Raw genomic sequence first — 22,784 nt, 5'->3', positions numbered from 1 at the left:
ATGGCTGTACCTGACGCAGAGGACTCCGCGTACGGCGTCAGCTTCTTCCAACGGTTAGAAGCTGACGCACCAAAGCGGTCTGTCACTCAGGGACCAGATACCGATGAGGTTCTGCAGTCGTTGAAGAGAAATGTCACCAACCTTCTGAATGCGCGAATGGGTGAGTCCCTGAGTGCACCGGAGCTTGGGTTAGTTGATTTCAACGATGCGTCCCTGAGTTCACATGACCTCGCTTTGCAGATACGCCGAGCCATTCGACGATGCATTGAAACCTATGAACCGCGGATAAAGAGTATGGAAATTCATGTACTGCCAGATAACGGATCTCCGCTGAATCTCAGGTTTCAAGTTACCGCATCAATCAATGCAGGAGCCTTGCACAGGAATGTGCAGATGGAACTTCTGTTGGATAGCAATCGAAAGTACAGAGTAGTTTAAGTGTCACGGAATCGATTTTTCAGGGATGAGCTGGCGTTCTTGCGTGAGCAGGGCGTTGAATTTACAGAAGTCTACCCTCAGCTTGCCCGCTTTCTGAACAGCAGAAATACCGACCCGGATGTCGAGCGTTTGCTTGAGGGTTTTGCGTTTCTGACGGGAAGGTTGCGTGAAAAAGTCGAAGACGAATTTCCTGAACTGACTCACTCGATTATCAATATGCTGTGGCCGAACTATCTTCGTCCGGTCCCCAGCATCAGCATTGCACAATTCTCACCAGACGAAAAAGCGCTGACGTACGCCCAACAAATCGAGAAAGGCACACAACTTGATGCCAATCCTGTGTTTGGCACTGTTTGTCATTTCAGAACCTGTCGTAATGTCGATATTTATCCATTGCGTCGCGACAAAGTCTCTACCGTTCATACCCGAGATGCATCGCTGGTTGATGTTGAGCTGACGATTCTCGGCGATCAAATGGCGGGGCAGTTGGGGTTGAACTCACTGCGTTTCTTCCTTGGAGGTGAAACCTACAGTGCTGAAATGCTTTATCTCTGGTTGAGTCATTACCTCGATAAAGTGGAAGTGGTGACTGGCGATAAAGTTGTCACTTTACCCAAAAACTGCTTCAGAGCCGTAGGCTTTGACAGTGATGATGCCATCTTGCCGTATCCGAAAAATGTCTATGAAGGTTACCGCATTTTGCAGGAATATCTCTCGTTTCCTGAAGCCTATCTGTTTTTCGATGTGCCAAATCTTGGCAAGTTTGTCCCCGAGGAAGCGCAAGGTAAAATCACACTGAGATTCAGCTTCTCAAAAACGCTTCCGCCAGATGTTCGCGTGAAAGATGAAAGCTTCGAGCTCTACTGCACGCCAATTATCAACCTCTTTTCTCACGATGCAGATCCGATTGATCTCAACGGGAAAAGCACTGAATACAAGATTACGCCTTCCAGCCGTTATGCATCTCACTACGAAATATTCAGTGTGGATTTGGTTCAGGGCTGGCAGGAAAACAATGTCGGACGCATTCGCGGTCAGGTTCGCACCTATACGCCATTTGAAAGCTTTCAGCATGAAATCGAACGTGCGCGCGATAGAAAAGCGCTCTACTACCGAGTTCGTGTGAAAGACAGTGTTCATACCGATGGCTTTGATCACCATATTTCTTTCGTCCGAAGCGATGAGACTGAGTGTGTGGATTTCAGCGAGGCGATCTCACTGAGCTTGACCTGCACAAACCGTCAATTGCCTTTGGAGCTAGGAAAAGGCGATATCAGTATTCCGACGGATTCTTCGCCCGCGTATGCAAAGTTCACCAACCTGACTGAACCGACTGCGCCAATGCGCCCAATGCTTGATGGCACATTACTTTGGACACTGATTTCCAATTTGTCGCTTAACTATCTGTCGTTACTTTCCAAGGATGCGCTCTCTTCCGTTTTGCGAGCTTATGACTTCCGCGCCTTGGTTGACCGTCAGGCAGAACGTGTATCGCGTCAGCGTTTGGATGGCATTGTCGATATCCAATCCAAACCCATTGAAAAACTCATTCGTGGACTTCCGGTTCGCGGATTGCGTTCAGAAATCACCTTAACCCAGAGTGCGTTTGGCTCTGAGGGCGAGCTTTACATTTTCGGCACCGTACTCAGCCGATTCTTCTCACTTTACGCCAGCATCAACTCCTTCCACGAGTTGGTGATCATCAATGCTGATAATCAGGAAAGGTATACATGGGGCATTCAGAACGGACAGCAACCTCTGATATAGAGGAAACTGTTGCCCCTGACTTTCATGAAAAGGGCGGGGGCGATAACAAGGGATCGGGCCTGCCTAAAAACGTCAGAGCCTATAACTTCTATCAGTTGGTGGAGCTTATGCACCACCTCAACGATTTGGATCCGGAAAGTGAAAAGTCGACCTCCAGCAAGCTGCTGTTTGGTAACCATCCTGGTCTAGGTTTTGCCGCCAGCGATGTCACTGCGCTTGAAGAAGTGAACGGTGACCGCTATCGCCTTGAAACCACATTCCTTGGAATGAGTGGAGCGCAATCGCCACTGCCGGGCTTTTTCCTCGAAGAAATACTGACAGAGAGCGAGGAAACGGGCCTTAGAAAACCGTTTCTGGATTTCTTCAACCACCGAATTATCACGCTGGTTTACCAAATCTGGCGCAAGTATCGCTACTACATCCGCTTCCGTGAAGATGCTTCAGATGCCTTTTCTGCACAGCTTTTCGCACTGGTCGGTTTGGCAGACAGTGACCTTCGCGGCGAGACCCCGATTAACTGGTGCAAGATGCTGTCTTACGCCGGCACGTTGGCTGGACGTAGCCGTTCTCCGCAGGTGGTCTGCGGCATCATCGCGCATTGCTTTGATTTGGAAGATGTGACTATCCGCCAATGGGAATTGCGTCATGTTGATATTCCTCAAGAACAAAAAATGAGTCTGGGAATGGCCAATGTGGCGTTGGGCATGGATACCGTGATCGGCGACAAAGTCGCTGACCGAAGCGGAAAATTCGTCATCTGTATTAATGGACTCACGCAAGCGCGCTTTCGCGACTTTCTCCCCTCTGGCAAGGAATACATGCCTCTGCTGACGTTGGTGGAGTTCGTGCTGCGTGAGCAAATGGCTTTTGATTTGGAACTTGGTTTGAAGCCTGACCAGGCACCGCCGATGCGTCTTTCTGCGCAAAACCCGGCATCGCTTGGTTGGTCATCCTTCACGGGTGAGGTGGACCGACCGCGCATGGTGCGCATTCAGGCCAGGCAGTAGAGGGAAATATGTCTCAACACTATCCCAAGATAGAACAGGAATCGCAGTTGCAGCAGGCAACACTCACGGTAACCAACACCCAGCACCTAGAGGCAGGTTTGTCAGCCACGCATGTGTTTACCCATGAAGGTGGCTCAATTGGTTCCAGCGGTGCCGACGAATGGAACCTGATCGACAGAGAAGGCCGAGTGTTCCCGCATCACGCTGAGATCGTTGAAATCGATGGCGAGCTTTGTCTGCTTGATGTTCGCGGCGCGAGCTACATGAATGGCGCCACGATTCCCGTCGGCGCAGGCAAATCAGCGCGCTTGAAAGACAACGACATGGTGCTGATTGGTCCTTACCAAATCCGCATTCATTTAAGTGCCGCGGGCTCAGACGGTTCGGCGAATCAGCATGGATTAGAGAATGTCTTTCTGACAGAAAAAGACGCGACGCAGATTGGCGCCGAGCGTGACGATAGCGATGTTGAAAACCCTGATGATGCAGTGATTGATGACCCTTTGGCCGCCCTTGAGGCTGCCACTCCCCAAATTTCTTCCGGTGATGATCCACTGAGTGAACACCAGGAAATGTCTGCCGAGCAGTTGAAAGAAAGCTATCTGCTGGCAAAAGACACCGAATGGCACGGCGCAGAGAAAACCGTGCATGCGGACAGCGAATACGAAATGAGTTCAGCGATTACGCTGAAACGGACTTTACCCTATGAGGATGCCCTGATGGATGACAAAACCCTTGAACGCCTGGAACAAGAAGTAGGGCGAGACTACGCAAATGCTGACAAGCCAGAAAATGCATACGGCGAAAACGGATTCAGTGGTTATGCATCGGGCGAATATGGGAGTGAGGCCTCTGCGGAAGACGGCAATCACTTGGTAACGGGTCCTATCTTCCGTGGTCTTGGCGTTCAAGCGGGTAACAGCAGCAACATGGCTGAAATGCAGGCACTGTCGGAGGAGATGGGCGCTTCACTGCAATCTGCGATCCGTGGTCTTTTGGCGCTGCATCAGCAGGTCGAAGAAAGCCGCTTTGGCATGATGAACAAGAACCTTCAACCGATTGAAGATAACCCGCTTCGTCTTGGTCTGCCTTATGAAGAAACAGTTGAAACCATGTTCGATCGCGACCGCAGTATGGTTCACCTGTCTGCCCCTTCTGCGATCAGCGAAAGCCTGACTAACATCCAGCACCACAACGAAGCGGTACAAAGCGCAACCGTAGAAGCACTTGGCCAGATTCTCCGCGCATTTTCGCCGGAAGTGCTGATGCGTCGATTCAGCGCTTATCGCCGTCCTGGTGAAGTGTCACCAGAATCCGCAGATGCCTGGGCATGGAACATGTACAAAAACTATTACAAAGAGCTGACTTCCGATCGCCAACGCGGTTTCGAAAAGCTGTTCTGGGAAATTTTTGATCAGGCTTACGACCGAAAGATTCGTGAGAAACAACTGGAGGTATAAGGCGATGAAACGTCTGCTAGGTTGCTTTCTGCTATTCACGCTTTTCGGTTGTTCGAGCAGCGATGACGCGCTGCCAAAAGATCAACCGACAACGGTGACGTTCAGTTTGGTGGCGACACAAAAGGTCAATCCCAATATCAGTGGTGATGCGACACCGATTGAAGTGCAAGTCTTTGAGCTGGAAGACGACTCCATGTTTCTGGCGTCCGGCTTTGACCAACTGGCAGGCGATGCTGAAGGCGCGCTGAAAAGTAATTACGTCGACCACCGGGATTTCTCTTTAATTCCGGGGCAATTCAAATTTATCGACCATTTTCAGATTGATGAAAGCACGCGCTACATATCCGTGATGGCGCGCTTCTCTGACCCAGATGTCAGTGATTGGAAGAAAGTCGTTAAGGTCCTGCCGGTTGGTCGGGTTTACCACCTGCTTATGTACTTCGATGGCACCGAAGTCGTTCTGGATAAAGTGGAGTAAAGATGTCAGCGAGAAACCGGGTTGTCTGGAACGAAGGGCTTTTTGTTAAGCCGCAGCATTTTCAACAGCAGCAGCGTAATTTGGAATATCAGCTGGATGAGCGTGTAGGCTCTGTCAGCCGCTATCTCTATGGTCTGACTGAAATGACGCTGAATGCAGAGTATCTGAGCTTTGGCCGCATTGCGCTTGATAGTGCATCAGGCGTGATGCCTGACGGGACTGTCTTCCGCATTCCTCAGGAAGACATGCAACCAGAAGCGCTGGAAGTGGTCGATAGTTCACTGGCGAATCAGATTGTCTATCTTGCTATTCCGCTTCGCAGTGATTCGATCACCGAAGTGACCTGGCCGGAAGGCGCAGGTTCAGGTCGATACGCTTCTGTCTGTCAGGAAGTGCGTGATATTCACACCTTCCAAGGCGACATGGCACCGATTGATGTGAGTCCGGTTTGCCTGCGTTTGATGTTGGAAAAAGAAGACCGCAGTGCATACGCCTCCATCGCGATTGCCCGCATTCTGGAAAAGCGTCCTGACGGCAGCGTGTTGCTTGATGACAGCTTCGTACCTTGCCACTTGAACGTTGGTGCAGTGTCCGTGCTTCATCGTTTTATTGGCGAAATGGCGGGACTGATGCGTGAACGTGCAAAGAACATTTCCCAACGCATTGGCGCGCCAAGCCAAGGTGGTGTGGCAGATGTTTCCGACTTTATGTTGCTTCAATCGTTGAACCGCATGCAGCCACAACTTCAGCATCTTTCACGACTGCGTAGCCTCCACCCAGAAAGGTTGTATGAAGCTTTGTCTTCCATGTGTGGTGAGCTGGCAACCTTCACCGATGAAAGCCGCATGGCACCGGAATTTGGTAGTTATCAGCACGACATGCCGGTTTCTTCATTCAAGCCGGTGATGACCAGACTTCGTCAGTCTCTCAGCATTGTGCTGGAGCCGCGTGCAGTCTCTATTCAACTTCATCAACGCAAGTACGGCCTTATGGTGGCACCGCTTCAGGATCCTTCACTGGTCCGCGATGCCGACTTCATTCTGGCAGTACGCGCTCGCATGCCAATGGAAGAACTTCGCAAGCTGTTTGTACAGCAAACCAAAGTGGCTTCCGTGGAAAAAATCCGCGAACTCATCTCACTGCAATTGCCAGGTATTCCGGTTTCTCCGTTGCCGGTTGCGCCACGTCAGTTGCCTTACCACGCGGGGTACACCTATTACCAGCTGGATAAAACCAGCGCTGCCTGGGCGATGTTGGCCAATGCCAGCGGTTTCGCCTTCCACGTCGCCGGTAACTTCCCGGATCTCGACCTGCAATTCTGGGCAATAAGGAGCTAAGCCATGGCAGAAATGTATATCGATGCGCCGGATAAAGAGCGCCATTACGACCACCTCCTGTTTGATGAAGCGACCAATATCGACGCGGATCAGGATTATTGGTTCAAGCTTCGAGGCGACAACATCAATCCACTGATTGATGCAGCGACACCACTGCTGGGGATGGCCCTTCGAGTGAGAAAACTCTCCGAATGCCACAACGTGGAAACCATCTACAAACAGGCTGTGGAAGAAGTGAAAGCCATTGAAGTGGAACTCACCGAAAAAGGTTATGACCACGCAGTGATCTTGGCTTACCGCTATGTGCTTTGCTCCTTTGTCGATGAAGCCATCATGAGCACGCCTTGGGGCGCAGACAGTGTATGGGCCGAACATTCGCTGTTGACCCGCTTTCATAACGAAACCTGGGGCGGCGAAAAAGTCTTTACGATTCTGTCCCGCCTGGAGAGTGAGCCAGAGCGCTACAAGTCGCTGCTGGAATTCATCTTTCTTTGCCTGACGCTTGGGTTTGAAGGACGTTACAAGGTGATGGAAAAAGGACGCGAAGAATATGAAAAGGTGATCACCAAGCTTCACCAACTGTTGCGTCAACTGGATGACAACGAACAAGTCTCGCTGACAAGTGCCGCGAACAACGTGGTTTCTACCAAATACCGCCTGAGTAAGCAGGTACCGGTGTGGACGATCTTCGCAGGCTTTATCACTTTGCTTGCAGTGGTGTTTACGGGGTACTCCATCGCACTCAGCAATAAAACATCCAGCGTGCTTGAACAGCTTAATCAACTTCTTCAGTAACAGGTGAACCCGTGATCCGAATAGAACTACATACGTTAATTGGCAAACTTAACCAGCAGACCAAACTGGCGCTGGAGCAAGCGGGCGCGCTGAGTATTGAGCGACAAAATCCGGAAGTGACAGTAGAGCATCTGCTTTTCACTTTGTTGGATAACCCGTTATGCGACGTACGCGTATTGCTGAAAAGCGCGGAAGTGGACCACACGCACATTCGTCAACTGACTGGCGATGCACTGAGCCGCGAAAACGTGCCGGAAAATACGCCGTCGTTTTCTCCGCTGTTGGTTGAACTTCTTCAGGATGCATGGCTTCTGGGATCAACTGATCTGGGTCATTCGGAAATCCGCTCGGGTGTTATTTTCCTCGCGGCACTTATCCGCCCGGACCGTTACTTGCCGTTGAACCTTATCCGTCAGCTTGAAAGCGTCAATCGTGAAACGATGAAGAAGCACTTCGCGCGACTGACAGAAGATTCCGCTGAAACAGCAGTCAAATCTGATTCTTCCAAAGGAAAACAAGCGGTACCTGCTGAAGCTGAAACCGCACTGGCGAGATTCTGTACCAACTTCTCGGCAATGGCTAAGCAAGGTGAACTTGACCCTGTGCTTTGCCGTGATGACGAAATTAATCTGATGATCGACATTCTATGTCGTCGCCGTAAAAACAACCCGATTGTCGTTGGTGATGCCGGTGTCGGTAAAAGTGCCGTTGTAGAAGGCCTCGCTCAGCGCATCGTTGATGGCAATGTGCCGGACTCGCTGAAAGGCATTGATCTGATGTCTCTGGACTTAGGTTTGCTGCAGGCGGGTGCTTCTGTAAAAGGTGAGTTCGAAAAACGCCTGAAAGCCATCATTGATGAGGTAAAAACCTCTCCGGTTCCTATCATTCTTTTCATCGACGAAGCCCACACCATGATTGGTGCAGGTGCACAGGAAGGTGGCGGTGACGCGGCGAACCTGTTGAAGCCAGCTCTGGCCCGTGGTGAGCTACGCACCGTCGCGGCAACTACATGGAAAGAATACAAAAAGTACTTTGAAAAAGACCCAGCATTGAGCCGTCGCTTCCAACTGGTGAAGCTGGACGAGCCGAATGTCGAGCAAGCCGTCGATATCATGCGCGGTCTGCATGGCGTTTACGAAAAATCTCACCAAGTGCTGATCAGTGATGACGCGCTGGTGGCAGCAGCGGAGCTTTCTGAGCGTTACGTCTCTGGCCGTCAATTGCCGGACAAAGCCATCGACGTGCTCGACACTGCATGTGCACGAATCGCGATTAACCTAAGTTCACCACCGCGTCGTCTGGCAGAGCTGGAAACTCGCACCATTCAGCGTCAACGCCAAATTGATATGTTGAACCGTCAGGCTGAGCTCGGCTATGACGTTGACGAAGCGCTGCTTGCATCACTCGAAGCTGACGAAGCAAAAGATCTCGAAGAGCAGGGAGCTTTGCGTGAAGCATGGCGTGTTCAGAAAGATCTGGTTGCTGATGTGATTGAAAAGCGTCAGCAGATTCTTGCGGTGCCATCAGAAGATGAAGAGCCACTGAGCGACGAGGATCGCGAAGCTATTCGCAATGAATTACGCGGTTTTTATGCTGAGCTTGACGCCATTCCACACACTGAGCGTTTGGTTCACCCACATGTGGATGCGCAGCAGATTGCCGAAGTGATTGGTGATTGGACGGGCGTTCCTGGTGATCAGATGAACACTGATGAATTAAGCCGTATTACTCACCTTCCAGAACTGCTGGGTAATGAAATCAAAGGACAAGATGTCGCACTGGAAGTGATTCACCGTCACTTATTGACTGCACGTGCTGACCTGCGTCGTCCCGGACGTCCGAAAGGGGCCTTCTTGCTGGCTGGGCCAAGTGGTGTTGGTAAAACCGAAACTGTGGTGCAACTTGCCGAGCTACTCTATGGCGGCAAGCAATTCCTGACCACCATTAATATGTCTGAATATCAGGAGAAGCATACCGTTTCACGTCTGATTGGCTCGCCTCCGGGGTATGTAGGCTATGGAGAAGGCGGCATCCTGACGGAAGCTATCCGAAAAATGCCTTACTCCATCGTGCTGCTTGATGAAGTAGAAAAGGCGCACCCGGAAGTGTTGAACCTCTTTTATCAAGCGTTTGATAAAGGTGAACTGGCGGACGGCGAAGGCCGTGTGATTGATTGCCAGAATGTGGTGTTTTTCCTCACTTCGAATCTGGGTTATCAGACCATCGTTGATTACGCAGAACAACCGCAACTGCTGGAAGAGATGCTGTACCCAGAGCTGGCCGCTTTCTTCAAACCAGCGCTGCTGGCGCGGATGGAAATTGTGCCTTATTTGCCACTTAGCGGCGATACACTCAATGCCATTATCAAAGGCAAGCTAAGCCGCTTAGTGAAAGTGTTTGCCCAGCGTTATGACGCGGAAACCGAAATTGATGATGCACTGGTGGGAGAAATTCAACGCCGAGCGACGCGCTCAGAAAATGGCGCCCGCATGCTTGAAGCGATCATCGAAGGTCAATTGCTGCCGCCAGTATCTTTGGCTTTGCTCAATAAGCTTGCCGCTAGAGAGCCTGTGCAGCGCGTTTATCTCACCGCAGAAGACGGCGAGTTTGTCAGCGAGGTGGAATAAGCAATGGCAGATTGGCTTTCACTGGCAGCAACACTTTCTGGTATCCGTGATCAGCAAACGCTCGCGGACACCTTTGTTGATGCGTTGAAATCAAACCTGCAGATCAGCAACGTGTGGGTCATGCTCCCTTGCCAGCAGGGCAGAAAGCTGTGCGCCAAGGGTAATGGCCAACATTTTGACTGGGAAGTGGACGATTTCAGCCATCCGTTTGCGCATGTTTTCCAATCCTCATCAGCCATGCTGTTGGACCCAACCAAGTTAAATTACTGGCAAGAAAATGCGGTTTTCGTTGAGCTCATGAATCATCGCAAGCGCGGTGAAAGTGTCTTGGTGATGCCGCTTCCGCCGGGCGCAAGAAAAACCAAAGCGATTCTGACTATCACAGGTTCTTCTCATCAACTGAGCAGTTTGCTGGCTGATCCTCAGTGGCAAAGCATTTGCGAGATCTTTATTAACCAAAGCCAGATTATTCAGGATTTGGGTGAAGAGCATCGCCAAATTTCAGCGCTGAGTTCATCCATCAAGCGTATTCGCAACGATGAGCAGAAGCGCGAACAAGCCTATGAGCTGAAAAACGTATTGATTGGCGAAAGCCGACTGATGCAGGAAATGCGCGAGAAAGTCGTTACTGTGGCGCAATCTTCGTTAAACGTGCTGATTTGTGGCGACACAGGAACAGGTAAAGAACTGGTAGCCCGCGCGGTGCATGAACTTTCAGACCGCAAAGGAAAGCCGTTTATCGCCATCAATTGCGCTGCGATTCCTGAAAACCTTTTGGAAAGTGAGTTGTTTGGTCATGCGAAAGGTGCATTCTCTGGCGCTGATCGCGCTAAACAAGGGCTGATTGCCGATGCGCAGGGCGGCACATTGTTCCTTGATGAAATCGGTGACATGCCATTGGCACTGCAAGCCAAACTGCTGCGTGTTCTCGAAACCCGCACCTATCGTCCAGTGGGTGCTTCCAGTGAAGTGAATGCAGATTTCCGCTTGGTAGCGGCGACACATGTGGCGATGGAAGAAAAGGCCGAAGAGGGCAGTTTCCGTCGAGACCTTTACTACCGTCTGAATCAATTCCCGGTCTTCATGCCGGAGTTGAATATCCGCAAAGAAGACGTTCCAGAGCTTTGTAAACACTTCATTGCTGAATACAACAAGCAGGCGGGCGTGCACATTGCAGGTATTCGCTATGCCGCGTTGGATTTACTGAACCGACATAGCTTCCCTGGGAACGTACGTGAATTGAGAAACCTTATTGAATACGCCTGTGCGCTGACGGCGAATGGTGAAGAAATTACACCTTCGAGCTTTAGCGGTCGTGTGTTGCAGCAAACCAGCCCAGTCGCTGCGAATTCTGATGATGTGAATTCTGAGAGTTATATCGGTGTGGATATTGACGACATCAATAACCTCAAGGCTGCTGTTCAGAACTTCGAAAGCAGCGTGATTCGCTATCGTCTGTCCAGTTACGGTGGCGATCGCTCAAAAGCAGCGGAAAGCCTTGGCTTACCCAAACGTACTCTCGCGCATAAATGCCTGAAAATGGAGATTGACTGATATGACGTACCGACCAATCTCTTTGTGTTTAATGGCGGGACTGGCGCTTTCAAGCGCAAACACGCTGGCAAACGAGACTGACAACAAGGCATTGATTCAAAGCGCCTCAGAGTGTGTGAACGTTTCCGCTAGGCTCGACCGATTGGCGTGTTTTGATGAGGTGTTCAAAACGCCTGTTTCTGGTCAGCCAGAAGCTACTGTCATTGTGCAAAAACCGGAAGCATGGGAACGCGCAAAACAGAGCGAATCTGAGCGAAATGAAGATGAAACGGGTTTTGCGCTTCGCTATGCCAACCGGGCTGAACCTAAATCTGGTATTTGGATGACAGCGACTGCACTGCCTGACAGAAACCAGAAAAAGAATGAGATGCCTATTCTGATGTTCAGCTGTATCGACAATATCAGCAGGGTTGAGTTGATACTGCCAACCGCAACATCTGAGGGTAAAGCGGAAGTAATGGCCTCTTCAGGTTACAGTGTCACTCAGCGTTGGTTGAGCGATGACACTGGCAACATCATGCGTGCGGGTCGGGGTATTCCAGCTATTGATGTGATGAAGGCATTGATGTCCGGCCAACGCGCGGTACTTCGCTCTGATTTGGAAGCGATCGGTAACCTGACGTTTGATACTGCCGACTTGCGCGAGAGCATTAAACCTATGCGCCAGACATGTCGTTGGTAGGGGAGCAAATCATGGATATGCAAACCTACCGAGAAAGAGTCGCTAAGCCGATTGCCGGAGAAAATCCGGTCGGTGAACGTCTGCTTGATGATGCACTGTTGGACTTTGTCGAAACCCAAATGATGAAAGTCGGCTCACTTTCTCACGCAGAAGTGCAGTGGGGGGAAGCTGAACAAAGCGCGATGAAGCTGATTGAGACGCAAACCAAAGACCTCAAACTGCTGACTCATCTTCTGCAGTGTTTGCAGTATCAGTCTTCACCGGAGCGTTTCACTCTATCGGTGTTTATCCTGGCGGATTTCATCACTGCTTACTGGGAGACGTGTTATCCCGCTCCCGGCCCTCGCGGTGTATTGCCGCGTCGTAAGTTCTTCTCCCAGATTGTTCAGCGTACTGAGAAAGCGGCTGAGAAGCTCGACTTCTCCATGTTCGATGTCGATCAGAAAGAAGACGTGGAGAAAGCGCTGAAAGAACTTGAAACGGCAGCAGAAGAAAAAGATCTGCCGACAGAAGGTGTGTTAGATATCGCTTCCTTGCTGAAAAGAAAACTGGCAACCCCAGAGCCGCAAGTTCAACAGGCACCTTCATCGGCACCCTCTGAAACGGCGTCCTCGTCAGCCAGTGCACCTTCTCCGAAACTGGAGATAGATGGTAGCTCTGACCGTGCAGTCAAACAAACGCTGCTGAAAGTGGCTGAATTTGTCTCCGAGTTGGATGGCGGCATTGCATTGGCACTCCGTCTTCGTCGCTTTGCCGTGTGGTTCTCTATTACCTCTGCGCCGGATTCAGAAGCGAACGGTGAAACACAGCTTATGCCTGTCTCGGCAGACCGCATTTCGGAGTATGAAGATCAACTTAGCCGAGGTGCAGATCACGCGCTTTGGCGCAAGGTAGAGCAAAGCCTCACTGTTGCTCCTTACTGGATTGACGGTCATTTTCTCAGTTATCGCATCGCGCTCAAACTCGGCAACACAGAGTGGGCAGATACCATCGCTTCGGAAGTCCGTAGTTTTGTGAAGCGTGTGCCTGCAGTGGCTGAACTTAGCTTCAAAGGCGGCATGCCTTATGTCGGCGAAGAAACACGTCGTTGGCTTGATGAAGGTGACACCACAAGTACGGGCTCAGCAACCACCTCTGATTGGGATGGAAAGCGCAAAGAAGCATTCACCCTAGCAGATGAAGGCGGCCTGTCGGTGGCGTTAGCCATGCTCAATGATGGCCTATCAACATCCAAAGAACCCAGAGACCAGTTTTATTGGCGCATGCTCTCAGCAGATGTCATGAAGCGTCACAACCTTTCTGCCATGGCAGATCAGCACTACCACCAACTTTTAGAGCAGGCCAACCATACCTCGCTCACCGATTGGGAACCCGCATTGATTCAACGTTTAGAAAACATTGCGAAGTCATAATTTAAGCAGGGATCGAAAGAAATGTTCAGCAAGTTAAAATCGCTTCTTCTGAAAATGCTACCCGCCATGAAATCGGCGTTACCTATATTGCTGGTGGCCATTTTCGTCTTGATCAATGTCGCGATATGGTGGGCGGGTCCGTGGCTTAAAATTGACGAGAGCCACCCGCTGGAGCCTGTTACAGCGCGCCTTATTACCAGTGTAATTTTCTCCCTTTTCTGGCTGGCGGCTTGGGGCTTTTTGCAATGGCGAAAACTCAAAGGCTACCATGCGGATCAGGCGCGTGAACGTCAGCTTCAGGAAGATCCGATTCAACGCTATGAAGAGCGTCAGGAAGCTGAACTCAATCAGGTGATGACTGCACTGCAAAAGAGTCTGAACAAGCGAAACTACCTGTATGCTTTACCTTGGTATTTGGTTTTGGGGCCAGAGAATGCAGGTAAAACAAGCCTCATTAACCGTTCAGGCCAGAACTTTGTTTTCTCATCGGTCATGCGTGCATCGGGCAAGAAAAGTGAAAATCCGTTTTCCTTCGACTGGTGGATTGGTGATGACTCAGTACTTATCGACCCTGATGGTGAGCTACTAACCCAACGTGCAACCAGCAGCGATGGTGAAGGGGAGATGGAGCGCCGTCTCTGGATCCACTTCGTCAGATGGCTTGAAAAAACGCGAAGCCGCCGCCCGTTAAACGGTGTAGTGATTGCGCTGGATGTGGCTAAGCTTGCCACTGCAACGATGACTGAGCGCCGCGCACATGCAAATCTGATCCGTGCTCGCCTGCGTGAGCTAATGGAAACCCTTTCTACCCGTCTGCCTGTTTATGTATCGCTGACTAAGCTCGACCTGCTTCACGGCTTTGAACCCTTCTTCCGTAACTACTCCAAAGCGGAGCGTGAAGAAGTCATGGGCTTCACTTTCACGTTGGATTCAGTGGACGATCTCGATAGCTGGCTGAATGAATTTGATAAAGACTTCGGGCAGTTTGTCGAACGCGTCAACAAGATGCTGCCGACAGCCCTGATGCAGTGTTTCGATGGTGAAGATCGCACTGCTATGTACAGCTTTAGCCGTCAAATGGCAGGTCTACATGATGTGTTAAAGCAGTTCCTGCAAGATGCATTTGGTAGTGACCAGTTTTCAACTTCGGCATTGGTGCGTGGGGTGTATTTCACCTCCGTGTATCAGCAAGGGGTGCCGACCAATGCGTTTATCGATTCTGCCTCACGTCGCTACGGTATTTCCCATGCGGTAAATACGGCGCAAAACGCCGCAAACTCGACCACTTACTTTACTCAGAACCTGTTTAATAATGTGATTTATCCAGAAGCAGGCTTGGCGTCGGATAACTTCCGTGTCGCGAAAACCAAGCGCCGCGTGATTATGTTGTCGGCCGTTGCCTGTGGTATCGCGTCACTTCTACTGATCGGTTCCTGGCACAAGTACTACCTAAAAAACGTTAAACAGGCGGATGCAGTATTAGCCAAGGTTAATGAATACGAGAACAACTATGCGTCTGAGGCGATTATCGATAATGGCGTCGATATCCTCGCGCCGTTGGATACGATTCGTCAGGCAACACTGGAGTTTGGTTTTTTCCGTGAAAAACCGAAATTCATTTCAGATTTAGGTTTGTACCAAGGCCATGTCATTGGGCCACAAGTCGAAAGCACGTATCTCAGCCTGCTTGAAAATCGTTACTTGCCAGCTTTGATGAAAGTGGCAGCTGCCGATGTTGTTGGTGCAGACGATGACGAAAACAAACTGGGTTCGTTGCGTGTTTTCCGCATGATGACGGACAACGATGGCCGTTATCAGAACATGGTGCAGAATTACTTTGCCAGTAAGTGGCAAGAACAGTACGAAGGCGACCGTGAAACCCAAGAACGCCTCATGCAGCACTTGGACTACGCGATGGAGCATACTGACCTCGTGGGTGATCGTGTTGATGGACAGGAAGACGCAGAGCGGGTATTGGCGCCATACGATGGACTCATTTACAACGCCCAGCGCGAACTGAGCCGTATGCCAATCGAACAACGTGTTTACCGTAATCTCAAGCAGGCATCGACGGCGATTTTAGGCTCTCCAATCAATTTGGCGACCTCTATCGGTCCTGTGTTTGATGTGGTCTTTACTGAGCGTGTTTCGGAAGCGAACAATCTTGATATCCCACGGATCCTGACCAAAAAAGGTTTCGAAACTTACTTCATTCCTGAATCAGATTCTGTCTCTGAACTGGCGCTTGTAGATAGTTGGGTACTGGGGCAGGTTGAATCGATAGATTTCTCTGATGAAGATAAGCGCGTATTGAGAGATAAGATCCGCAGCCTGTATGTGGCGGATTACTCTGATACCTGGCGTCGTGCGACCAACGATATCGACGTGAAATCTTTCCCGGATATCTACAACGCTGTGCTTGTGCTTGAAAGCATTACAGGCAACAACCAACCTCTGCATCGCTTACTTGAAGAAGTCACGGATAACACTGACTTGTTCCCGGCCTTGCCTGAAGGCGACGCAGCAAAAGAAGAGTTGATTAAGTCTCCACGCTATCGTGTCGCAGCGATGGTTGATAACCAATTCTCTTCATTGAATGGACTTTCGGAAACCGAACCGGGTAAACCGATTTACCTCGATGAAGTGATGGATGCGGTCACCCAACTGACTGCGTACATGAAGTCAATCAACGATGCTCCGGATGTCGGTAAAGCCGCTTTGGACGCGACTAAAGCGCGTCTATCGCTGAATAACTCTGACCCTATTTATGTGCTTCAACGCATTGCATCTGGTATGCCACAACCTTACGACATCATGCTGAAAAAACTGGCAGATGAGAGCTGGTATGTGATTCGTCAGGAAGCGATTCGTTATCTGGAAGTTCGTTGGGCGGCAGATGTATTCAATCCGTTCCAAAGCAAACTCGCTTCGCGTTACCCGTTTAACGTGCGTTCTTCTAAAGATGTGGCGCTGGAAGACTTCGAAGCTTTCTTTGCACCTAATGGCATCCTGAATAACTTCTACGAAAGCAACCTACGAATGTTCCTTGAAGACACGGGCGAGTTTACTTCAGAAGAAGGGGACAAAACCCTTATCCGCCAGGATGTGCTGAATCAGATTGATCGTGCAAGAGCGATTCAAGGTGCATTCTTCAATCGCAAGGGTGTGCTGGATGTTGAGTTCACGCTTGAGCCGATTGAGCTGAGCGCGAACAAAAGACGTTCTGTTATCAACATTGATGGCCAGTATGTTGAATACAGTCACGGACCACGCAAAAACGTAGGGTTGGTATGGCCAAATACACTTCGTGAAGCTGCGGTCAGCAAAATCACTCTGGTTCCTGTGGCAGCGAATGCTTCGCCAAGAGGGATCAGTATTCGAGGACCTTGGGCGTTTTTCCGCTTGCTGGAACAGGCCGAGGTTGTGGGTTCAAGCTCTACCAGTGTTGATTATCGCTTTAACATTGACGGTGGAAACGTGATGTACCGTCTGCACTCTGAGGCAGACAGCAATCCGTTTACTGCGTCGATATTCAGAGGATTCAACCTGTCGCGAACCTTATATTAACGACAATAAAACCAAGCCACCAAAGGTCAACTGACTTTCGGTGGCTTGAATATAAAAACAAGGACAAACACAGTGTCGCAGTGGATGTTGACGGACATCGATGGCGTAAAACTGGCAGAAAATAGCGCAAAACTGCGGGACTCTTCTGACTACCAGAAAATACGCAGCGAGATAAACCGACGCTTTAACCCGCTTGCTGGCTCGACGGACTGGACCAAGGTTCGTGAGCTTTGTGAAAAAGTGGCGACAGAAGAAGGCGCAGATCTTCTCGTTGCTATCTACTTCACCGTCGCCTCGATGAAAACGCAGGGTCTATCTGGCTTTGCCAATGGTTTAGAACTTCAGGTGGCGGTGTTGCGTGCACCTGACGATGAGAACATGCCTCATGCTAAACGTGCTGAGCTCTATCGCTGGATGCTCGGACGCATCGGCGAGGAGGTTCGCGCGATTCAGCCAAGTATCGGTCAGCTTCGCGATCTCTACCGTTGTGAACGCGCACTTGAAGCGATAGACAGAAACCTTTCCAAAAATGGCGGAGGTAAAGTCGATGATTTGGATGTGCTTGGCTTTACTGTCTTCGAGCATATCGATCGCTTAGAGCGTCAGAGTAAAGGTGCTGCAATCGCGCCTCCTCCCGTTGAGGTAGAAGTGAAAAAGCAAAACGCCAGTGCACTCATTTTTATGTGTGGTCTGGCCGTTGGTGCGGCACTGCTATATGGATTGTTGGAAGTGCAGGGCAGCGCAGAAACGCCTCTTTCAACCCTGACCATTGCCGGCGCTGAACCCAAGGTAATTTCCTTGGAAGAAGCACAGTCAATCCGTGCGGAATATGGCTCTCAGGCTTTGAAGGAATATCAGTCACAGCTGCTTCCAAGTTATGCTGACAAAGTGTCGATACTGACAGCATCGAATATTGGCGATAACTATGCAGCGGGTATGGAGTACGCCGACAGTCTTCAATTCCTTTTCCCTGATACGCCGGAAGCGGAACAGGTCGCCAAGTCACTTCAACACTGGCAGTCAGGACTGGTTGCAGAATTTGATGCAATGAATGAGAAGTTCGAAACTGCCCGAACTCGAGCTGCGAACATCAGCTTGTATGCCAAAAGTGGTCGAGCAGACCAGGTTCAAGCCCTCGCCAGAGGATTGGAAAACTACGCGATTAGTTTGTCTCCGCTAGTTGCCCGCATTTCTTTTGCTGAAAAATTGATCAGTGATGGTGAGATTGAGCAGGCAAAAGAGGAGTTGGATACTGTTGATAAGCAAATGAAAGCACTGGTAATGAAGAAGATGTTGGTGAGAGAGACTTTGCCTGAGCTTGAGCAACTAGAAGCTAAGCAAGAGTAGGGAGCCATTTGGCTCCCTTTGTTGTGTATGTGTGAGTTGATTTTAAAAACTCAACGACGCACCGAATACAAATGCATTGTTGGTGTTATCACCTTGGTTGCGATACTCAAAGTATGGCTGAACACCGTTACGGGTCCAGGTTGCGCGAAGCTCGTGGTCCATGCTGTGATCTTTTGCATCGCCTTTAGCATCGTAGTCACCAGCATACATGTACACATTGTTGTAGCTTAGTGCGACATCGCTGTTTACCGCGTATGCGATACGGGTGTCGAAGCGCCAGTCGGTGTCATTACCACTTTCTTCATGGATGTGAGCACGGGTACGGTTGCTGATCTGCACGCCGTTATCGAAGTTGTATCCGATTTTCACCAATGGACGGTACTGGATCGTATCGCCTTCATGCAGAAGGTGCTGGTAACCTGCAGCTACCCAAAGGTTTTCGTTGATGTTGAAGGACTGTTCACCGCCAAGCGTTACGTATGCAGAATCAGCGTCGTATACTTCGCCAATCTGAATGCCGTCAAACTCTGTATAGAGGGTAAAACCACCCATATCGTTATTAAAGGTATGGCCTGCTTCTAATGTTGAGGTGGCATCTGAACCATGCATTTTGTCGCCATGACTGTGGAACTGCAGGTTACCGGTGACGTAAGAAGAAGCCATAGCGCCTTGAGCCATAAAAAGTGCGGCAGAAGCAATAACAACACGTTTCATAAAATATCTCCTGAATGGGATTAAACAATCCCAAAAGTTAAACGGGGCTCTTCGCGCTATTTCTGAGGGATGGTCCGTGCGTAAAATGAGTGACCACCACGCTTATATTTATCAGCCGTCAATAATTGTTTAGAGCTGTAAATCCCTGCGTTTTTCTTTTCCTTGTAAATAGCGAGACAATCAGAGCACCCAAGCGTTAAAAACGAAAGTTGGGTCTAACAACTTGTTTCGTATGCAAAGTAATGGATGAAACTTAACGCTTCCTGAATAACTTTTCGGTATTGGAGATACTATAAATCTGTGAATTACCTCACCTTAAAAGCGAAGCGAAAATTGATGAGTGTCATTGGTGTTGGAAGGCGATATGTGGTTTGAGAACGCGGGAATACCTCAAATATGAAGTATAAAAAAGGCCAGACGTCTGTCTGGCCTTTTTCCCAAAATTTGCTGAATCCTGCATCTTAGGGATGTTTGGGGATAGGGTTATTCGAGAATCAGTAATTGCCCCAACTGACTTTTACGCTATCACCAGAAGATTTTCGGCGCGATTGGTTGGGTTTGCGATTATTCGGTTTGTTTGCATTCCCTTTGCTGCCATTGCTGTTCGCATTGCCAGCGCGGCGTGGCTTACCTTCACCATTGTTGGTGCGGTTGTCGTTTTGGTTAGCAGCAGGCTTTTGGCCTGATTGTCCACCATTACGCGGCTTACCCTTGAACGGTTTTTTCTTCTGAGGCGCTCTGTCAGTTTTTGGCTGACCGTCTTTAACTTTTGCTGTGCCGGATTTTGGCGCCGCTTTCGCCTCACCATTTTGTGCTTTTGGCTTCTTAGGCTTTTTCGGTTTCTTTGGTTTGATAGGTCGAGTATCTAGCGCCTTCTCTGGCAGCGCATTGGTTGGCTTGAAGCCTTCCAGTTCCTCACGACGTAGAAGCTGCTGAATCAGACGCTCGATGCCAAACAGATCGTCCGCTTCATCCGCACACACCAGTGAAACCGCTTTGCCCGGCTCACCGGCACGACCAGTACGACCAATGCGGTGAACGTAATCTTCCGCTACGTGTGGAATTTCAAAGTTTACGACTTGTGGCAGCTGTGGAATATCGATACCGCGGGCTGCAATGTCGGTTGCAACCAGCACGCGAACATCACCCGATTTAAAATCAGCCAGCGCTTTAGTACGGGCGCTTTGGCTCTTGTTTCCATGAATAGGCGCAGCAGTAATGCCTTCATCATTCAGGAAGTGGGAAAGCTTGTTGGCGCCGTGCTTGGTGCGGGTGAATACCAGTACCTGTTTCCAGTCGCCATCTTTAATCAGCTTTGCCAGCATTGCCGGTTTCTTTTTCTTGTCCGCAGGGTAAATCCACTGCTCTACAGTGCGCGCTGTTGAGTTCGCAGGTGTTACTGAAATCTCGACAGGGTTGTTCACCAGACCTTTGGCCAGATCGCGGATTTCATCTGAGAAAGTCGCAGAGAACAGCAAGTTCTGACGGTTCTTCGGCAGCAGGTCGAGGATCTTTTTAATGTCGCGGAAGAAACCCATGTCCAACATGCGGTCTGCTTCGTCCAGCACCAGTACTTCGAGTTGCGAAAATTTCACTGCGTTTTGCTGGTACAAATCCAGCAGACGACCTGGTGTTGCCACCAGAATATCTGTGCCTTTACGCAGGTTCATCATTTGCGGGTTAATCTTCACACCACCGAAAACCACGCTAGAGCGCAGACGAAGGTGACGGCTGTAAACCACGGCGTTTTCGTGGATTTGTGCAGCCAGTTCGCGGGTTGGGGTCAGGATCAGTGCACGAATATGGTTTGGACGAGTACGTGAGCCTTCGCTCAAACGTTCAAGGATTGGCAGAACGAAGCCCGCAGTTTTACCTGTACCTGTCTGCGCAGCGGCCATGACATCCTTTCCTTCCAGAACTGCAGGGATAGCCTGAGCCTGAATTGGAGAGGGGGTGTCGTAACCTTTTTCCTGAATAGCACGGAGGATTGGCGCAGAAAGACCTAGATCGGTAAAACCCATAAATTAACTTCTCGGTAAGTGAGTGCCCAAAAGCAGGCTTGGTCGGCAAGTGTGCCGAAGACTGGGACAAAGGGGCGCTATTCTGCGCTTTTACCTTGGATAGGGCAATGAATATCTGAAAATGGCCAGACTGGATATATGTATGTGACGATTTACGGGCTTTGTCAGTCGGAATTCGTAGTACTGCTTCAAGGATAAGACGTTGACGATCAGTGCGCTAGGTATACTCAGTTGAATATCCATCCGGACCTATCCTATGCAGAAACCTTCTCCATTACTTATCGCATGCAATGAATGTGGATTGGTTTCTGCTATTCCGCCTATGGAAGGAAGCAGTAAAGCGAGCTGTCCTCGATGCGGGCATACGCTGGTTCGTCAAGTGGAAAACAGCCCGGCGAAAGTGCAGGCTTACGGTATTTCCTGTCTGGTTATGCTCACGCTCAGTTGCGTATTTCCTTTTATGTCTTTCAGTGCCAGTGGCATCAGTAACAACATTTCGTTGTTGGACGCACTCAAGGTTTTCCATAACTTCGACAACAATGCTCTCGCTGCCATGTTGCTCATCACAATCATTGTTTTGCCAGCCATATACATCAGTCTGGTGATGTTCCTTTTTCACGTTGCCAGCAAATCTTCAAAGGGAAGGGGTGTCAACACACCGCCTTCACTGTTGAAACAACTTAGCCGCTTGGTATTTCGCGTAGAGATTTGGCTGCTGGTAGACATCTTTCTGGTGGGGGTAATTGTCAGTCTGGTGAAGATTGCCGCACTGGCAGACGTTGAGCTGGGCGCTGCTTTCTGGGCTTACTGTGCTTACAGTGCGCTGGTGGTGTTTTTCTCCCGGGCGATTGATAAAGAATGGCTTTGGGAAAACCTGTTTCCTCTTTATCCCACCGGAAAAGTGAAACCGGGAGACACACATCTTTCTGGCAACCATGTTGCCTGTCGGGTGTGTCAGCAAATCAACGACCCACACCACAAGCATTGCCAGCGTTGCGACAGTCGATTACACCCATACAACCCCGATATGAATATCGGTTGGGCCTGGTCATTTCTTATCAGCGCGATCATCTTCTACGTGCCTGCCAACCTTTACCCCATGATGTATACCGTGAGCCTCGGCAGCACCGAACGCTCAACCATCATGGATGGAGTCATTCTGCTTTGGAACCTCGGTTCTTACCCCATAGCGGCCATTATCTTTATTGCCAGTGTTTTCGTGCCGATGACCAAAATGCTCATCATGATTTGGCTATTAAGGGCGGAAAAGCAAGGGAAGGAAGATGACACTAATGCGTTGAAGAAACTGAAGTATTACCGATTTACCGAATTGATTGGCCGCTGGTCGATGATTGATGTGTTCGTTGTCGCCATCCTTTCTGCGTTGGTCAACTTAAAGGGTTTGATGAGTATCAGCCCTGGCCCCGCCGCATTTTATTTTGCCTTGGTGGTTTTCTTTACCATGTGTGCCGCTTTGATTTTTGACCCTCGTGTGTTCTGGGGCCCACTTAGACACCGTGACCCTGCGGCAAGCCCACCAGTCTTACCAAGCGCTGCACAACCACAAGAATAAGAGAT

General features: G+C 49.9%; 16 protein-coding genes. 14 read left to right on the top strand and 2 right to left on the bottom strand.

Features of this window, described 5'->3' with window-relative positions:
• From tssE to RN22_RS03750, 13 genes are all read left to right on the top strand, one after another.
• Positions 1-438 (top strand): type VI secretion system baseplate subunit TssE, encoded by a 438-nt coding sequence (gene tssE, locus RN22_RS03810; RefSeq protein ID WP_046303148.1) that lies wholly within the window; start codon positions 1-3, stop codon positions 436-438.
• Positions 439-2,205: a type VI secretion system baseplate subunit TssF gene (gene tssF, locus RN22_RS03805; RefSeq protein ID WP_046303147.1), complete on the top strand. Its 1,767-nt coding sequence runs from the start codon at positions 439-441 to the stop codon at positions 2,203-2,205.
• Positions 2,169-3,212: a type VI secretion system baseplate subunit TssG gene (tssG, locus tag RN22_RS03800; protein ID WP_046303146.1), complete on the top strand. Its 1,044-nt coding sequence runs from the start codon at positions 2,169-2,171 to the stop codon at positions 3,210-3,212. The genes tssF and tssG overlap by 37 nt, the downstream gene beginning before the upstream one ends.
• 8 nt (positions 3,213-3,220) lie before the next feature.
• The gene (tagH, locus tag RN22_RS03795) at positions 3,221-4,672 is read left to right on the top strand and encodes a type VI secretion system-associated FHA domain protein TagH (RefSeq protein ID WP_046303145.1); all 1,452 of its coding nucleotides are present in this window, start codon (positions 3,221-3,223) and stop codon (positions 4,670-4,672) included.
• A gap of 4 nt (positions 4,673-4,676) precedes the next feature.
• Entirely contained in the window at positions 4,677-5,150 is a 474-nt protein-coding gene (gene tssJ / locus RN22_RS03790; protein WP_002538787.1) for a type VI secretion system lipoprotein TssJ, read from the top strand.
• A 2-nt stretch (positions 5,151-5,152) separates the two neighbouring features.
• A complete protein-coding gene (gene tssK, locus RN22_RS03785; protein ID WP_046303144.1) occupies positions 5,153-6,487 on the top strand; it encodes a type VI secretion system baseplate subunit TssK in 1,335 nt (444 codons plus the stop codon).
• Between the two features lie 3 nt (positions 6,488-6,490).
• Entirely contained in the window at positions 6,491-7,282 is a 792-nt protein-coding gene (gene icmH, locus RN22_RS03780) for a type IVB secretion system protein IcmH/DotU (protein WP_002538789.1), read from the top strand.
• Positions 7,283-7,293: 11 nt separating this feature from the next.
• Positions 7,294-9,909 carry a type VI secretion system ATPase TssH gene (tssH, locus tag RN22_RS03775; RefSeq protein WP_046303143.1) on the top strand — a complete coding sequence of 872 codons (2,616 nt, stop codon included), beginning with the start codon at positions 7,294-7,296 and terminating at the stop codon, positions 9,907-9,909.
• A gap of 3 nt (positions 9,910-9,912) precedes the next feature.
• Complete coding sequence (locus tag RN22_RS03770; protein WP_002538794.1) at positions 9,913-11,463, top strand: sigma-54-dependent Fis family transcriptional regulator; 1,551 nt, start codon at positions 9,913-9,915, stop codon at positions 11,461-11,463.
• A gap of 1 nt (position 11,464) precedes the next feature.
• Positions 11,465-12,145: a type VI secretion system-associated protein VasI gene (gene vasI, locus RN22_RS03765; protein ID WP_046303142.1), complete on the top strand. Its 681-nt coding sequence runs from the start codon at positions 11,465-11,467 to the stop codon at positions 12,143-12,145.
• Positions 12,146-12,156: 11 nt separating this feature from the next.
• The gene (gene tssA, locus RN22_RS03760; protein WP_046303141.1) at positions 12,157-13,557 is read left to right on the top strand and encodes a type VI secretion system protein TssA; all 1,401 of its coding nucleotides are present in this window, start codon (positions 12,157-12,159) and stop codon (positions 13,555-13,557) included.
• 21 nt (positions 13,558-13,578) lie between these two features.
• Entirely contained in the window at positions 13,579-17,124 is a 3,546-nt protein-coding gene (gene tssM / locus RN22_RS03755) for a type VI secretion system membrane subunit TssM (RefSeq protein WP_046303140.1), read from the top strand.
• Between the two features lie 72 nt (positions 17,125-17,196).
• Positions 17,197-18,471 (top strand): type VI secretion system ImpA family N-terminal domain-containing protein, encoded by a 1,275-nt coding sequence (locus RN22_RS03750; protein ID WP_046303139.1) that lies wholly within the window; start codon positions 17,197-17,199, stop codon positions 18,469-18,471.
• Positions 18,472-18,513: 42 nt separating this feature from the next.
• Here the strand turns inward: RN22_RS03750 and RN22_RS03745 are convergent, their stop codons facing one another.
• Positions 18,514-19,185 carry an oligogalacturonate-specific porin KdgM family protein gene (locus tag RN22_RS03745; protein ID WP_046303138.1) on the bottom strand — a complete coding sequence of 224 codons (672 nt, stop codon included), beginning with the start codon at positions 19,183-19,185 and terminating at the stop codon, positions 18,514-18,516.
• 494 nt (positions 19,186-19,679) lie between these two features.
• Positions 19,680-21,206 (bottom strand): DEAD/DEAH box helicase, encoded by a 1,527-nt coding sequence (locus RN22_RS03740; RefSeq protein WP_046303137.1) that lies wholly within the window; start codon positions 21,204-21,206, stop codon positions 19,680-19,682.
• A 256-nt stretch (positions 21,207-21,462) separates the two neighbouring features.
• Here RN22_RS03740 and RN22_RS03735 point away from each other — a divergent pair, with 256 nt between their 5' ends.
• Positions 21,463-22,779 (top strand): paraquat-inducible protein A, encoded by a 1,317-nt coding sequence (locus RN22_RS03735; RefSeq protein ID WP_046303136.1) that lies wholly within the window; start codon positions 21,463-21,465, stop codon positions 22,777-22,779.
• Positions 22,780-22,784: the final 5 nt, after the last annotated feature.

This window comes from Grimontia sp. AD028 (assembly GCF_000973155.1).
Classification (GTDB): domain Bacteria; phylum Pseudomonadota; class Gammaproteobacteria; order Enterobacterales; family Vibrionaceae; genus Enterovibrio; species Enterovibrio indicus.
This window is presented reverse-complemented; position numbering and strand designations above follow the sequence as displayed.

Bases quoted from the DNA above. Each gene is read 5' to 3' on its own strand.
- tssE (WP_046303148.1), top strand. From the start codon at position 1: ATGGCTGTACCTGACGCAGAGGACTCCGCGTACGGCGTCAGCTTCTTC.
- tssG (WP_046303146.1), top strand. From the start codon at position 2,169: ATGGGGCATTCAGAACGGACAGCAACCTCTGATATAGAGGAAACTGTT.
- tagH (WP_046303145.1), top strand. From the start codon at position 3,221: ATGTCTCAACACTATCCCAAGATAGAACAGGAATCGCAGTTGCAGCAG.
- tssJ (WP_002538787.1), top strand. From the start codon at position 4,677: ATGAAACGTCTGCTAGGTTGCTTTCTGCTATTCACGCTTTTCGGTTGT.
- tssK (WP_046303144.1), top strand. From the start codon at position 5,153: ATGTCAGCGAGAAACCGGGTTGTCTGGAACGAAGGGCTTTTTGTTAAG.
- icmH (WP_002538789.1), top strand. From the start codon at position 6,491: ATGGCAGAAATGTATATCGATGCGCCGGATAAAGAGCGCCATTACGAC.
- RN22_RS03770 (WP_002538794.1), top strand. From the start codon at position 9,913: ATGGCAGATTGGCTTTCACTGGCAGCAACACTTTCTGGTATCCGTGAT.
- vasI (WP_046303142.1), top strand. From the start codon at position 11,465: ATGACGTACCGACCAATCTCTTTGTGTTTAATGGCGGGACTGGCGCTT.
- tssA (WP_046303141.1), top strand. From the start codon at position 12,157: ATGGATATGCAAACCTACCGAGAAAGAGTCGCTAAGCCGATTGCCGGA.
- tssM (WP_046303140.1), top strand. From the start codon at position 13,579: ATGTTCAGCAAGTTAAAATCGCTTCTTCTGAAAATGCTACCCGCCATG.
- RN22_RS03745 (WP_046303138.1), bottom strand. From the start codon at position 19,185: ATGAAACGTGTTGTTATTGCTTCTGCCGCACTTTTTATGGCTCAAGGC.
- RN22_RS03740 (WP_046303137.1), bottom strand. From the start codon at position 21,206: ATGGGTTTTACCGATCTAGGTCTTTCTGCGCCAATCCTCCGTGCTATT.
- RN22_RS03735 (WP_046303136.1), top strand. From the start codon at position 21,463: ATGCAGAAACCTTCTCCATTACTTATCGCATGCAATGAATGTGGATTG.